Annotated in this window: 15 protein-coding genes; 9 read left to right on the top strand and 6 right to left on the bottom strand. The window is 29.6% G+C overall.

Annotation, left to right across the window (positions count from 1 at the left end):
- Positions 1-149: 149 nt before the first annotated feature.
- Entirely contained in the window at positions 150-734 is a 585-nt protein-coding gene (locus tag ETU10_RS04215; RefSeq protein WP_146261990.1) for a sigma-70 family RNA polymerase sigma factor, read from the bottom strand.
- Positions 735-1,103: 369 nt separating this feature from the next.
- Between ETU10_RS04215 and ETU10_RS04210 the strand changes: the two genes are divergently transcribed.
- Entirely contained in the window at positions 1,104-1,484 is a 381-nt protein-coding gene (locus ETU10_RS04210) for an START-like domain-containing protein (RefSeq protein ID WP_146310134.1), read from the top strand.
- 79 nt (positions 1,485-1,563) lie between these two features.
- Complete coding sequence (locus tag ETU10_RS04205; protein WP_146310131.1) at positions 1,564-2,391, top strand: aminotransferase class IV; 828 nt, start codon at positions 1,564-1,566, stop codon at positions 2,389-2,391.
- A 207-nt stretch (positions 2,392-2,598) separates the two neighbouring features.
- Here ETU10_RS04205 and ETU10_RS04200 read toward each other — a convergent pair whose 3' ends face one another.
- From ETU10_RS04200 to ETU10_RS04185, 4 genes are read right to left on the bottom strand one after another with little or no spacing between them, the layout of a single operon-like run.
- A complete protein-coding gene (locus tag ETU10_RS04200; protein WP_146310129.1) occupies positions 2,599-3,300 on the bottom strand; it encodes an SAM-dependent methyltransferase in 702 nt (233 codons plus the stop codon).
- 16 nt (positions 3,301-3,316) lie between these two features.
- Positions 3,317-4,990, bottom strand: a complete 1,674-nt coding sequence (gene gldG / locus ETU10_RS04195; RefSeq protein ID WP_146310127.1) for a gliding motility-associated ABC transporter substrate-binding protein GldG — start codon at positions 4,988-4,990, stop codon at positions 3,317-3,319.
- Between the two features lie 4 nt (positions 4,991-4,994).
- Entirely contained in the window at positions 4,995-5,732 is a 738-nt protein-coding gene (locus ETU10_RS04190; protein ID WP_146310125.1) for an ABC transporter permease subunit, read from the bottom strand.
- 4 nt (positions 5,733-5,736) lie between these two features.
- Complete coding sequence (locus tag ETU10_RS04185) at positions 5,737-6,309, bottom strand: CopD family protein (protein WP_146310123.1); 573 nt, start codon at positions 6,307-6,309, stop codon at positions 5,737-5,739.
- Positions 6,310-6,514: 205 nt separating this feature from the next.
- Here ETU10_RS04185 and ETU10_RS04180 point away from each other — a divergent pair, with 205 nt between their 5' ends.
- The 3 genes from ETU10_RS04180 to bla all read left to right on the top strand — a co-directional run bounded on the left by ETU10_RS04180 (position 6,515) and on the right by bla (position 9,482).
- Positions 6,515-7,063 carry a YagU family protein gene (locus tag ETU10_RS04180; RefSeq protein ID WP_146292388.1) on the top strand — a complete coding sequence of 183 codons (549 nt, stop codon included), beginning with the start codon at positions 6,515-6,517 and terminating at the stop codon, positions 7,061-7,063.
- Positions 7,064-7,207: 144 nt separating this feature from the next.
- Positions 7,208-8,575: a histidine--tRNA ligase gene (gene hisS, locus ETU10_RS04175; RefSeq protein WP_146310121.1), complete on the top strand. Its 1,368-nt coding sequence runs from the start codon at positions 7,208-7,210 to the stop codon at positions 8,573-8,575.
- Between the two features lie 31 nt (positions 8,576-8,606).
- The gene (gene bla, locus ETU10_RS04170) at positions 8,607-9,482 is read left to right on the top strand and encodes a class A beta-lactamase, subclass A2 (protein ID WP_146292384.1); all 876 of its coding nucleotides are present in this window, start codon (positions 8,607-8,609) and stop codon (positions 9,480-9,482) included.
- 4 nt (positions 9,483-9,486) lie between these two features.
- On the opposite strand, the gene ETU10_RS04165 is transcribed toward bla, so the two are convergent.
- Complete coding sequence (locus ETU10_RS04165; protein WP_317129697.1) at positions 9,487-10,812, bottom strand: HTTM domain-containing protein; 1,326 nt, start codon at positions 10,810-10,812, stop codon at positions 9,487-9,489.
- A 94-nt stretch (positions 10,813-10,906) separates the two neighbouring features.
- Here ETU10_RS04165 and trpS point away from each other — a divergent pair, with 94 nt between their 5' ends.
- The 4 genes from trpS to ETU10_RS04145 all read left to right on the top strand — a co-directional run bounded on the left by trpS (position 10,907) and on the right by ETU10_RS04145 (position 15,184).
- A complete protein-coding gene (trpS, locus tag ETU10_RS04160; RefSeq protein ID WP_146310119.1) occupies positions 10,907-11,875 on the top strand; it encodes a tryptophan--tRNA ligase in 969 nt (322 codons plus the stop codon).
- Positions 11,876-12,234: 359 nt separating this feature from the next.
- Positions 12,235-13,452 carry a quaternary amine ABC transporter ATP-binding protein gene (locus tag ETU10_RS04155; RefSeq protein ID WP_146310117.1) on the top strand — a complete coding sequence of 406 codons (1,218 nt, stop codon included), beginning with the start codon at positions 12,235-12,237 and terminating at the stop codon, positions 13,450-13,452.
- A 5-nt stretch (positions 13,453-13,457) separates the two neighbouring features.
- On the top strand, positions 13,458-14,327 hold the full coding sequence (locus tag ETU10_RS04150) for an ABC transporter permease (protein WP_146310115.1): 870 nt from the start codon (positions 13,458-13,460) through the stop codon (positions 14,325-14,327).
- A 5-nt stretch (positions 14,328-14,332) separates the two neighbouring features.
- Positions 14,333-15,184, top strand: a complete 852-nt coding sequence (locus tag ETU10_RS04145; protein WP_146310113.1) for a glycine betaine ABC transporter substrate-binding protein — start codon at positions 14,333-14,335, stop codon at positions 15,182-15,184.
- The last annotated feature ends 111 nt before the right edge of the window (positions 15,185-15,295 follow it).

Here is a 15,295-nt window from a genome sequence, read left to right as displayed (position 1 = left end):
CAATAATTTTTAAACTCTTAGAAAAATCCAATAAAAATTTTATTGTATAGTCTGAAGGACCTGTAGAACCTTCTTTTAAATTTATAGATTTGAAATACATATAAAAAAATTCTTTATATGTATAACGTAATTCAATCTTAGTTATTTTATCAAGAAAATGTTAAATTTTTATTTTCAATTAATCTTCTTAAATTAATAATAGCATACCTCATTCTTCCTAAAGCTGTATTAATACCAACTTTAGTTTCCTCAGCAATCTCTTTAAAACTCAGTTCCTTATAAAATCTTAGTTTTAAAACTTCTTTTTGATCGTCTGGTAACAGCTCAATTAGTCTTTTAAGATCAATCTTAGTCTGTTCACTAATCATTAAATCCTCTATAGATAACTCTGAAATTTTCACAAAATCAAAAATATTATAATCATCATTACCTACAGATTCATTGACAAGTTTAGTTTTTCCTGAGACTCTAAAATGGTCAACAATTAAATTGTGAGAGATTCTTAATACCCAAGGAAGGAATTTACCTTCTTCGTTGTATTTTTTCTCTTTAAGCGTAAGTATAACCTTTATAAAGACATCTTGAAATAAATCTTCGGCCAATTCAGAATTATTAACCTTTTTGTTTATATAATTATATATCTTTAACTTATGTCTATAAAGCAATGTTTCAAGAGCTTTTTCATGCCCATTCATATAGGCATTAACAAGTTGGCAATCAGTTTTCTTAACCATACTCTAAAAATTTAAATTTTTATTTAAATAGAGTAAAATTATATATCAATAGTATTGTTTTTTTATTTGTGCAAAAATACGCCTTTTTTATTTAAATACATCATTTAAAATGAAATTAAAACTAATTTAAAAAACTTTGTAATTTTATTTAATTGTTTAATTCTCTTATCTAAATTAATTATTCTGAATATTCCTATGATCTATTAATCTTAAATTTTTGTTGCTATAATTACTTTATTTATAAATGGTAATAAAAATTTAAATATTTTGTTTGGATAAAAGGTTATCTTTAAACTTAATATTTTTTAAATATGCAACAAATTTATATATTGCACCATTAAAAGAAACTATTGTAAGAACTAAAAAAATATGAATAAAAATAAATATCAATTAGAATTTGACATGAAGTGTTCTACTACACTTCTTTTTGAATATATAGGCACATCGTCAGGTATGAGTGAATGGCTTGCAGATGATGTTATTGAAAGAGGTGATGAATTTACTTTTATATGGGGAGACCAGAGCGAAATTGCAAACTTAATTAAATATAAAGAAGAGTCTTTTGTGCGTTTTCGTTGGGAAGAAGATGAAGGTACTAAGTATTATTGGGAATTAGCAATTCATGTAGATGAGGTTACTAATGATGTAGCGCTTGTAGTTACTGATTTTGCTGATGAAAGTGATTTAGATCATTCAAAACTTTATTGGGAAAATCTTATTGATGACCTAAAAAAAATTATTGGTTCATAATTTTTATCTCTTACATATTGTAAAATCATTTTGATATTTTATAATAAAAATACAAATATCTAGGTATACCAATCGATATATGGCGATTATATTTAATCAAGAATATTTAGAAGAAGGCTCAGTTTTCTTTAATAATACTAAAAAATCAATTTTTTCGGGTTATTACGTTAACTCTTTCTGCTGGCTTTTTCAAGGAGATTTGATATTTTGGGAGGATACATATTTTCAATTAATGGCATCTTTAAGAAAGATGCGAATGGAAATTCCTATTTCTTTTACTCCTGAGATGTTTAAGAGCCAAATACTCTTATTATCAGAAAAATTATCATTATCGAACGGGCTAGCTAAAATTTCTGCTTTTAGAGATGATTCAAGACAAGAAAAAATATCCTTTATCATTGAATTAATTGATGAAAAATTCTTATCTATTTCAAAATCAAGTGAAATAGATTTTTTCAAAGAAATTCTTATATACCCAAACTTATTATCAGCTATAGAAATTTTCCATCCTATAAATGAAGTTGCAAGTCAATATGCTAAAGAAAATGAAATGGTTGACGTAATTCTTCTAAATAATGAAAAGAGAATTGCAAGAAGTATGAAGGGAAATGTTTTTTTAATAAGAGAGAATATTATTTACTCTCCACCTATTTCTGAGGGAGCAATGATATCTTCAATAAGAAAAAATTTTATTCAATTTTTAAGAGAAAAAACAAGCTTTATTTACAAAGAGGAGCCTATGTCTCCTTTCAGTGTTCAATCTTCCGCTGAAGTTTTCATACTGGGTGATAAAACTGGTGCAATATCTATCTTAAAAAGTAGAAAAAATTCTTTTTCAACCCATCAAACAGAGCTACTAATGAAGAAATTTATTGGTTATGCTATTTCCACCAATAAAGATGAATAAAAAAGGTCGCATGAATGCGACCTCAAACTAAAACCACAAAAAAATGAGAAAGAGATTTTTATACAAAAAATATCTCTTACTTTCTGATGCAAATCTAACTTCAAAATTTGCATAATCTTCACTTATATTATAAAATAAATTTATACCTACAATAGAAATTTTTATTAAATTTTCTTTTTTATGTAAGTTTTTATTTTATGTTTTTTTTTAGCTTTGAATTATAAATATGGTTGGCTTTTTATGTATATCAGGCTTTACAGTTTTCCATTGCTTGCATGATAAAGTTTGAATTGCTTCATCTGGTAATGTAAGGTTGGTAGCTATACAAAGCATTGTTAATGGTGATAAATATTTTAATAAATCTTCAAACATTTTTTGATTCCGGTATGGGGTTTCCATAAATATATGAGCAGATCCATCTTTTCTACTTAATGTTTCTAGCTTTATAATTTCTTTCTTCTTCTCATTGTTTTCGATAGGCAAATATCCATGAAACGAAAAATTCTGTCCGTTTAGCCCACTTGATATTAAAGCTAAAAGGATAGACGATGGACCATTGATTGGAACTACTTTAATCTTGTTTTGATGACACCACATGACCAACTTATTGCCAGGATCTGCAATACAAGGCAAACCTGCTTCCGAAATAAGTCCCATATCAATACCTTTTTCCAATGGCTCAGCCAACTGCAAAATTTCCTCATCGGAAGTTCTCTTATTTAGTATAGAAAAAGACAAACTCTTTTGATCAATATCCGGACTAATAAATTTTATAAATTTCCTCGCTGTTTTTTCATTTTCAGAAGCAAAAAATTTAATTTCTTTTAAAACATTTTTTAATTGTTGTGAGAATATTTCTGATGATGAATTTCCCCCTAAATAAGCAGGTAGCAAATATAAAACAGCCATATATTTATTTATAAAATTATCTGAATTTTTTTCTTCTTAAGAATATTAATACTCCACCAATCATAAATATTCCTACTAGAGGAAGTAGCAAATTCAACCACTGCCAATACGATTTATCCATCACTATGGTTTGCTTATCTAGCATTCTCAATTCAACACTTCTATTTCTTAACGACATTAAACCATTATCGTCTAATAAGTAATTTAATGAATTTATTAAAAATTCTTCGTTTCCATAATCCATATTACCTGTAGATATATTAAAACCAAGTGGCAAAGGCTGACCTTTGATGATAGGATTTCTAGCTACATCTCCGTCAGAAATTACTATCATTTTATTTTTTTTGGATTGATTTTTAAAATCTTCTACTTGAGATGACTCAATTCTGTCCTTGTAGGCAGATGTAAACTCTCCTTCTAATAAAACCGCTAATATTTGGGGTCCTTTATTATACAAATTTACATTTACACTGTCTATATTAGAAATTTTTGCTTCTTCCAAAGATATGTATGATGGTATTCCTTGTACTCCACTATAAGGTGAGCTTTGATATAAAACAGTTTTTTTAATACCTGGGGTTGATAAGGTATCTATAGAAGAAGGAAATTCAAAACGTACAGGATTTAAATTTTTAGTTATGGGATGACTCAATTTTTGTGGAAAGGCTAATGGGAAATATACCCAAGGAACTCTCCTATTTTGAGGATTTCCCTGTACCGATCCTACTTGCAAATTAATATAATCAGGTCTTTGTAAGTCTTTAACCACTGAAGAGTTAACCCTTATACCATAGGAAAACAATAAATCGGTTAAGTTAAGATCGTAAGGATAAGCTAAAATCTTACTAGATTTTAATAAAGTATCCATTTCAGCATTTACTTGATCAATAGCCCAAAGTGTTTTGCCACCATTCATGATGTATTGATCAATTACTACTTTTTCTTCATCAGTAAAAGCCTTTCTTGGTTTAGCAACTATTATCGCATCAAACTTTTTTAAAGTGGGTAAATCTTGAATTTTAAGAGATTGTTCATCTTTAGGAAAAATAGGGAAAAAATTATAATTTTGATGAATTCTGTCAGCCAAGCTAAACATTTCTAATTTGTTTAACTCTGCTTGATTAACCAAAATACCGACATTTTTAAAATGTTCATTGGATAATTTGTCTATTGAATTAATGAATCCGAACTCTAAACCTTCCATTGATTTAGTCATTTGTTCCTCAGCATTTATTCCAGTTTGTTGAGTAATTAAGGGAACCGTTTGTCCATATCCTTTGTATTTAATTGTCGCATATGGAAATAATATGATTTGAGTGGATATTCCTTCTTTTTCAACTTGTAAAGCAGAAGGAGACATCCCCATGGATTCCAGAGTATCCTGGGATATTTTTTGTTTTACCGGATCAATTAATTGATAAGATATATTAGGATTTATTCGTTTAAATTCATCTAAAAGAGTCAGCGTTTCTGATTGTAATTGCTTGAAATCTGCAGGAAAATCTCCTTCTAGATAAACGTCTATTTCCATAGGTTTATCTATTTTTTCAAGTACATTTTTAGTAGCTTCAGACAATGTATATCTTTGGTCAGAGGTTAAATCATATCTTTTATAATAAACTCCGGAGGCTAAAAGAATGCCTATGAACATCAATATCAAAACTATGATGTTATTTTTTATAAACCTCATTTTATTATTTTTTTAATTTGACTAATTGAATTGATGCAAATATGAATAAAGTAGTTATAAATAGAAAATAACCTATATCTCTAGTGTCAATAATTCCTTTGGTAAAACTCGTATAATGTTGGTAGAATCCTATTCTTTGTAACCAATAATCATAATTTCCTAATAAGTTATAGGAAGCTAGGTTTTCGAACCCGTAGAAGCAAAAAAAACAAAGGAAGACCCCAACTATATAAGACAGAACTTGATTTTTAACCAAAGAGGAAGCAAATATTCCTATAGAAATAAAAGCGGTACTTAGAAATATTAATCCAACATAGCCACTGTAAATAGCCCCTAAATCAATATTCCCTTCAGGCATACTGATATTATATATGGTAAAAACATAGATAAGTGTTGGGAAAAGTGTAAAAATGACTAATATGCTAATCGCTAAGAATTTACCTGCTATAATAGATTCAATAGATAAAGGTTTAGAAAATAGCCAAACCAATGTACCCGTCTGTTCCTCTTCTGCGATGGATTTCATAGACAAAGCAGGAATCAAGAAAATGAATAGCCAAGGAGATAATACAAAAAAATTATTTAAGGAAGCCAGCCCTACATTAAATATATTAAAAGTATCAAATTTACTATCGAAAAACCATAAGAACAAAGAGCTTATTAGTATATAAGCAACTGCAACTATATAAGCACCTAAGGTTCCAAAATATGCCCAAAGTTCTTTTTTTAAAATTGAAAACATTGAATTATTTTTTCTTATTTCTATTAACAAATTTAACCACTAACATAATTGTTAGAACCAATATAATGAAGCTGATTAGTAAACTAACCCACATACCCATAAAAAATTGTTTGAACATTACAATAAAAACTACAGCAAACAATATAATGGTAGCTACTTCATTCATCATCCTTAATTTTATGGACGTTGTAGTGAACTGATCATTTTTTATTTTTTTAATACTTTTCCAGCTCCAATAATGGTAAAAAGCTAATCCAATAAGAAACACTATTTTTATATGAAACCATTTTTGGGTCAAAATATAAAAAGGGATGTCTCCTCTTGTATTGGCTACCATAAATAAGCCTGTTAGCGTCATGATGATTCCTGCCGGTATAATTATAATGTCCCACAAACGGGAAATCATATATATGTACTGTTTTTGTAGAATTTGTTTTTCCAATTCCGGCTTTTCTTTCGTCTCTATATAATAGACAAAAAGCCTTATTAAATAAAATATCCCCGCAAAATAACTAACCATAAAGATAATATGTATTGATTTTAGAGCGTAATAACTGGGTATATCTGGAATATGCATTGAATATTTATTATATCATGCGAATTTAATAATATTTAAATAATTGAATGCTGTGATTGATCGATGATTTAAAATGTTCTATAAGTTTTAATTACCTAACATTTCCTTATCTATTAAGTAAGATTAACGTTATTATTCATATAAATAATAAGATTTTAAATTTTATAAAATCGATTTTAATATTAATTTTGCCTAAAAACGTAATATGAACTGTAAGATTGATCCTTCAAGAATTAGATTAAAAGTTGCTATATGGGTGGGGATAATTAGCGGAATTGTTGGTGCAATTATTAAGTTTGGTTGGGAAGTTCCTTTCCCCCCTAGAACTCCACAAAGAGATTTGACCAATCCACCTCAACAATTGCTTGAACAACTGGGGATGCCTTACGATTTATCTCATGCTGTATATTATTTCAATGAAAACCCTAGACCTATAATGAGCTTTATTGTTCATTTTCTATTCGCTATTTTTTTTGCTGTTGTGTATTGTGTGGTCGCAGAATATTACCCTAAAATAAAATTATGGCAAGGAACTCTTTACGGTATATTTCTAAATTTCCTATTTCATATCATTCTTATGCCTGCTTTAGGAACCATTCCTGCACCATGGAATCAACCCCTAGAAGAACATTTTTCAGAATTATTTGGTCATATCCTCTGGACTTGGGTAATAGAAATCTTCCGTAGGGATTTAAGGAATAGAATAACTAAAGAACCAGATGTTGAAATTCCTTTAACTTCTCCTTTTAGATAGAAATATTTATCTAGCTCAGATATAAAAAAGATCTTTAGAATATAAATCTAAAGGTCTTTTTTATTTATCAACTAAATTACTTTTTTGTCATTAAACATTTTTCTATATTTGTTATTCACATTAGACTTTTCAAAATAAAGAGATATGACACCAAGTATAGCTAAAGGTACTAGAGATTTTTCCTCCGAAGAAATTTATAAAAGAAGACATATAATTTCTGTTTTACAATCTAATTTTGAAAAATTTGGATTTAACCCTTTAGAAACCCCCTCCTTTGAAAAATTGCAAACCTTAACTGGTAAATATGGAGAAGAAGGAGATCGTTTAATCTTTAAAATTCTAAATAGTGGTGACTTCCTAGAAAATGTAAAGGAGAAGGATTCTGAAGTTTCTACTTGGAACTCAAAAAATATCATACCTCTAATTTCTGAAAAAGCTTTAAGATATGATTTGACCGTACCTTTTGCTCGATATGTTGCGATGAATCATGGAAAATTAACTTTCCCTTTTAAAAGGTATCAAATTCAACCCGTTTGGCGGGCAGATAGACCTCAGAAAGGTAGATTTAGAGAATTTTTTCAATGCGATGCCGATGTTGTTGGTTCTGAAAGTTTATGGTACGAAGTTAATTTTATTCTGCTGTACGATTCCGTATTTACGGAACTTCAATTGCCTGTTGAAATTCATTTAAATAACCGAAAACTACTAGCTGCCATTGCAGAATATGCTGAGATTGAAGACCAATTGATTGAATTTACCGTTGCCCTGGATAAATTAGATAAAATAGGCTTGGATAAAATATTAGAGGAAATGGTTTCTAAAGGAATATCACAAAAATCATTAGATAGACTTGTTCCCATAATTAACCTTTCCGGTTCTTTTGAAGAAAAATTAATTCAACTCAAGGAAATATTTCAAGATGTTGAAATTGGTTTAGAAGGTATTAAAGAATTAGAATTTATCTATAATTCTACTATGCAAATAGGTTTGCAAACCGCTGATCTTCAATTTAATTTAACACTTGCTAGAGGCTTAGACTATTATACCGGAACCATTTATGAAATAAAATCTAAAAATGTAGCCATGGGTTCCATTGGCGGAGGAGGTAGATACGACAACCTTACTGAAATTTTTGGAGTTAAAAATATGTCTGGTGTAGGTATCTCTTTTGGTTTAGATCGTATATATTTAGTTATGGAAGAACTTAATCTATTTCCTAAATCTACGCAAAAAAATAAACAAATACTTTTCTTTAACTTCGGAGATCGTGAAAGCATTCATGCCTTAATGCTTATACAAAAAATAAGATTGATGGGTTTTGCTTGTGACCTTTATCCTGAAAAGACAAAATTACAAAAACAATTTTCCTTTGCTGAAAAAAATAATTTTGAATATGTTGTGTTTTATGGGGAGGAAGAAATAAAAAATCAAACCATCACAATCAAAAATATAATCACTGGCAAACAAGAAACTATAGCTACTGATCAATTGTCTGATTACTTAAATGACTAGGTGATTCAGATTTAATATAAAATTTTAGGAAATGAAGAAATTTATCACTCTGCTACTTTTACTATCCATCAATTTGTTTTTTTCTCAAAAAATCTTAATTGATTCCATACAAAATGTAATTAAAGATAAGCAAGCAACGGTAGGGGTTGGAGTTATATACCATAACAATGATACGCTTAGTATTAACAATCAGTATCTCTATCCAACAATGAGTGTATATAAATTTCATCAAGCCTTGGCAATATTGAATTATTTAGAAAAAAATAAACTTTCATTAAACACCACATATTTTATAAAAAAAGAAGATCTTGACCCTAATACTTACAGTCCTTTGTTTAAAGAAAGACCAGAGGGTAATTTTAATATTTCTATAAAAGATTTATTATATTACAGCATCTGTTTAAGTGATAATAATGTAAGTAACTACTTATTTAGATATCTTGTCAACCCTGCACAAACCGAAGATTATATTAAAAGTCTGGGCACGGATGAGATCAGCATTAAACGTACAGAAAAAGAGATGAGCCAAAACCACGACAATCAGTATTTAAATTGGACTAGACCTTTGGCTACAGCAATTTTGTTTAATAAAATCTTAAATGAAAAGATTTTTAAAGAGGAATACCAAGATTTCCTCATAGAAACTCTTATAAAAACCAATACGGGTGAAAATAAAATTAAAGGATTGCTCCCTAAGGATTTAATTGTGGGACATAAAACAGGGAATTCTTATAGAGACAATGGTATTAAGGTGGCAGATAATGACGCTGGATTTGTCTTACTTCCTAATGGAAAAAAGTATACTTTAGCTATTTTTATTATGAATTCTAAAGAAACTGATGAGGTAAATGCATCTATAATTGCAAAGATCTCTCAACTAATTTATAATTATTATTCACAATTATAGTTTATTAATCTCTATAATCCTCTACTAGGAGAATCCAAGGAGAATGACTAAAATAATACCAATGCGCCTGGGATAAATCTACTTGTTTATTTATAAACATTTTAGGGCTATGATTGTTAACGGATACGTACGAATTGGCAAAAATTTCTACTTCATGCCCCTTTTTAGCTAAATCATCTTTTATATATCTAGCCGCCTGCCAAATAAAATCAGGATATGCATTGATTCTACTGATTTGCTTAGGGGTAAATAAATCATTTAAATTATAAGAAATTATTTCTTTCGTTTTTTTATCAACAATTTTAAAATAAGTGCTACCGCTCCTTTGCCGTAGCATCATTCTCCAACTCAAACGATGGCCTTCTTCGGTCCAAAAAACGTTTCCTTTAATTAAATAATGTCTAAGAGGGAGTAAAATTTGTAAGGTGAAAAATAGCGCAAAGAAATACTTTGTAAAATACGGTATTGATTTCACATACTCTTGGGGCTCAATTTTTAGGTGTTTTTTAAAAAATATTTTCCTTATAGTTTCTGGTGAATAAAAAAACACGATAAAACTTAAGGCAAAATATGGAAATATACCCACTTGAAGTATTAAAGAGTTAGAAAGGTGAAAAATCAAACTCGCAATCAAAGCAAAAGTTCTTGTTTTTTTCCATAGTAAAAAAGGAACTACCAATCCGTCAAACATTAACCCCAAATAGGCTATAGGTATATAGAACCACTTTTCTTTAAACCATTCCCCTATTATGGGTAAATGTGATTTATTGGCATAGAGAATCTGTGTAAAAGTACCATTTAACCAATCCGGATATAGCTTTGCTACAGTTGCAAAAAAATATAAAATGGAAACTTGGAAAATCATTACATACGAACACCATTGGGGCATAGTATACGATTTTAGAGTTCTTTTTTGTTTTACATCGTAAGAAGCATAGGCATTGGCCGGTAATAATAACATTATAATGCAGACCAATAGTAGAAAATAGTAATGATTATTATAAGAGGTTTTTTGCATTAAATATTGTGCCGTCCACAAAAAAGTAAACAATAATAAACTAAGTCTATATCGGTAACCAATCATGACTAAAATACCGAGAATTCCCATCGTAAAAAAATAAATATACATTCCAAAGCCCGGCAATGGGTGTAACCATTCAAAACCTATGAATGGAAAAAAAACTTTAGGAATCATTAAATTTTCCTTCACCCAACCGGTAAGAATTGCTCCAAAAGTTTCTGCTGAAAGTAAAAATCCAAAAAAGATTCGGAAAATTATTAACGGAGAATTATCAATCTGCAATAAAAGTTTCTTATTTATGGTTTCCACGGATTTAAAATTACGCTTCTAATTGGAATAAAACTAAGAATTTTCTTAGTTAATTTATGTAATTTTGCTATTGAATATATATAAAAATATACATATGAGAGTTTTAACGGGGATACAAAGCACAGGAACCCCTCATTTAGGAAATCTTTTAGGAGCCATTATGCCAGCGATTGAATTAAGTAAAGATCCTAAGAATGAATCTTTCTTTTTTATTGCTAATTTGCATTCTATGACGCAAATAAAAGATGCAGATATTCTCAAACAAAACACCTACGAAATTGCTGCTTCTTGGTTGGCCTGTGGTTTAGATCCTGAAAGAACTTATTTTTATAAACAATCTGACATCCCTGAAGTAACTGAACTTATGTGGTATTTACTTTGTTATTTTCCTTATAGTAGACTAGCTCTTGCTCATGGGTTTAAAGACAAAGCAGATCGATTGGAAGATGTAAATTCAGGTTTATTCACCTACCCTATGCTAATGGCCGCCGATATTCTACTATACGAAGCTCAAATTGTACCGGTAGGTAAAGATCAATTGCAACATTTAGAAATGACCAGAGATGTTGCTCAGAAATTTAATCAAATTCATCCTGATCTTTTGGTTATTCCAGAAGCAAAAATTCAAGAAAACACTATGTATATTCCTGGACTAGATGGATATAAAATGAGCAAATCTAGAAACAACACCATCCAAATTTTTGCTCCTGAAAAAACTTTGAAAAAGCAAATTATGTCCATTGTAACCGATTCTACTCCACTTGAAGAACCCAAAAATCCCGAAACTTGCAACGCTTTTGCTATTTATAAATTAGTTGCAAAAGATCATGAAATTGATAATATGCGCGAACAATATTTAGCCGGTGGATATGGATATGGAAATGCTAAGAAAGAATTGTTAAATGTTATTCTAAGAGAATTTTCTGAAATAAGAGAAAAATATGATTATTACATGAATCATTTAAACATTCTAGATGAAATCTTATACGAAGGAGCTAATAAAACTAGAAAAATAGCTTCACAAAACCTACAGAAAATTAGAACTTCCTTAAATTTTTCATAATTGTCTTTACCTTCTTTTTTACAATTTATTAATTTTAAAAAAGAAGGTTCTTTTACATATATTTTATTCCATTTTCATAAAATACACCCCAATATTGGTTTATTTTATTTTTTTTTCGTAGATTTGCCATACATTAATTAACAAAGTCATTTTTAACTCCGTATAGTGCGGGCACTAAAGTTTTAGGTGAAATTATATTTTACTGTTTTCAATTTTACATCTTAAACAGATTATCTTTAGTGAAGTGCAGATAATTTTTATTTTTTCTAATCGAACATTGGGTGAATTCTCACCCTACAAAGCCTAGCTTTCATTATAAAAATTATCTTATAATATAAATCGTATAAATAAAATTATTTATGAGCAAGATCAAGGTAAAAGATTTGTACCTGATTTTTGGATTTGCTAAAAATCAGGCAATGAAAATGCTTAAGAAAGGTAAAAGCAAAAAAGAAATCCATTCAAAAACCAAATGTACTGTAGCCGTTAATAATGCTAACTTGGAAATACAAGAAGGTGAAATATTTGTAATTATGGGACTTTCAGGTAGTGGCAAATCTTCATTATTAAGGTGCTTCAACATGTTAAACACTCCTACTTCCGGTTCTATTCTTGTTGACGGTGAAGATATAACAAAAATGGATCGTAAGCAACTTTTGAATCTAAGAAGAAAAAAAATAGGTATGGTTTTTCAACATTTTGGCTTATTGCCTCACAAAACCATTCTAGATAATGTAGCTTTTGGTTTAGAAATACAAAACACTCCACTTCAAGATAGATACGCGAAAGCAAAAGAAGTTTTAAACCTAGTGGGTTTAAATGGTTATGAAAATTCCTATCCTAATCAGCTAAGTGGTGGTATGCAACAAAGAGTAGGAATTGCACGTGCAATAGCGGCTGATTCTGAAGTTTTATTAATGGATGAAGCATTTAGTGCGCTGGATCCTCTGATAAGGACTCAAATGCAGGACGATCTGCTGGAAATTCAACAGAAATTAAAAAAAACGATTATTTTCATTACCCATGACTTGGATGAGGCTTTAAAACTAGGCAATACCATCGTGATCATGAAAGATGGAGTAATTGTGCAACAAGGTGCGCCAGAAGATATTTTGTTAAATCCTGCGAATGATTATGTGAAAGACTTTATTGGCAATGTAGACATGTCTAAGGTTATTACTGCTTCTTCCATTGCAGAACCTTTTAGAGTTAAAATCACCATTGGAAAAGAAGGACCGGCATTAATTTATAGATTAATGGAACGACTAAATACTCGTCTTTTACCTGTAATAAGTAAAGATAAAGAGTTTTTAGGATATATTAGAAAAAAAGATATTTCGAATCTGATTCTATCAAAATCCACGGATTTAAATTCTATTCTTATTGAAATTCCTAGAATAAGAGAAGATATGTCAGTCTCTGATACTTTACCTCTATTTATCAATCAAAATTATCCATTAACGGTGGTGAATGAAAATAATTATCCTTTAGGATATATTAGTTATTCTGATGTTGTATCCTTAGTCACTGGCTACGATGAAGAGGAAGTAAAAACAATTATTGATAATGCAAATTAAAAATTATGGAAAAACTTGATTTAGGAAAATATATTGAAAAATTTGTTGATGTTGTTTCTATAAAAGGAGCACCCATTTTTAAACAAATTACAATTATTATTGAAAATTGCATAAACGTTTTACAAAGCATTTTGCTTAGTTTGCCTTTTTATATAATTATATTATTGGTAGTTTTACTATCTTTTGCACTAAAAAATAAGGGATTTAAAAATATAAAATTAACATCTAGTAATGCTAGAAACCTTTTAGAATTACCATTGTTCTCCTTATTAGGTTTAGTTCTCATTTATTGGATGGGATTTTGGAAAGAAGCTATGGATACTCTTGTTTTAGTCATAGTTTCCACCTTTATAATTCTTATTATAGGTATTCCTCTAGGTATTATTTGCGCAAGGAACAAAAAAGTGAACTTACTTGTACGACCTTTACTAGATTTTATGCAAACCATGCCAGCTTTTGTATATCTTATCCCTGCCATATTATTCTTTTCAGTTGGAAATGTTCCCGGAGTTATAGCTACTGTTATCTTTTCACTCCCCCCTGCGGTACGAATGACGGCCTTAGGAATTAGAGATGTACCTAAAGAAACGGTTGAAGCTTCCATTGCCTTTGGATGTACGAAAACTCAAACTTTATTTAAAGTTCAGCTTCCCTTGGCAAAACCAACCATTTTAGCAGGAGTTAATCAAGTAATTATGCTAGCATTATCAATGGTAGTAATCGCATCCATGGTTGGAGCCGGAGGTCTTGGAGAAAGCGTTTATGCTGCCATACAACAAGCCGATGTTGCTTTAGGCTTTGAAGCGGGGTTATGTATTGTAATTCTAGCAATAATTTTAGATCGAATGACACAATCACTTGGAAATAAAAAGTAATAAACATGTTTAAATATAAATACATTCTACTCACGATAGTGTTAGCTCTGGGCTTTACTTCATGTAAAAGAGTAAAAAAATATGATGTTTCTCTTCTTTACCCCAATTGGGCCGACGGAATCGCAATTACTTATCTTGCCAAAAACATCATTGAAGATAAAGGATATAAAGTAAGTATGAAAAGATTAGAACCAGGGCCTATATTTGCATCTATTGCACGGGGTGATGAAGATATATATATGGATGCTTGGCTGCCATATACCCATAAAAATTACTGGGACAGATTTGGCGATCGTGTTGACCTTTTAGGTTCTGTCTTTGACGATGGTTCTACCGGGCTTGTAGTTCCTGAATATGTTACTATCCAAAATATTGAAGAACTTAATAAATATAAAGATAAATTTAACGGTAAAATTTACGGAATATCTTCCGGTGCTGGAATTTTTGCAAATACAAATAAAGCTATCAAAGAATATCGTTTAGAATATTCCCAATTGCCATCTTCCGAAACTTCAATGGTAGCCGCTTTAAAAAAGGCTATAAACGAGAAAGAATGGATAGTGATTACTGGATGGAAACCTCATTTTATGTGGTCTCAATTCCATTTAAAACTTTTAAAGGATTCCAAAAACATTTTCCCTACTGATAAAATTTCTATAATTTCTAGAAAAGAGTTTGATAAAGATGAACCTGAACTTACTGAATTTTTTAAAAATTTTAAGTTGAACGAAGATATGCTTAACGAATTAATGAGTACAGTATCTGAGAATAATGACCCCAATATTGGTGCTAAGAAATTTTATCAGAAATATAAAAGTTCTTTAAGCCATTGGTTAAAACCAAAAATTCAAAATTAATTTTATAAATGTATTTAATAATATATATTATCCTCGTACTATATAGGTTTTAATTGTTCGTTCATTACAGAGGATATAAATTCATTCCACTTATAAAAGTTTTATATTTGT

The organism is Apibacter muscae, assembly GCF_007845595.1.
GTDB classification, from domain to species: Bacteria; Bacteroidota; Bacteroidia; order Flavobacteriales; family Weeksellaceae; genus Apibacter; species Apibacter muscae.
This window is presented reverse-complemented; position numbering and strand designations above follow the sequence as displayed.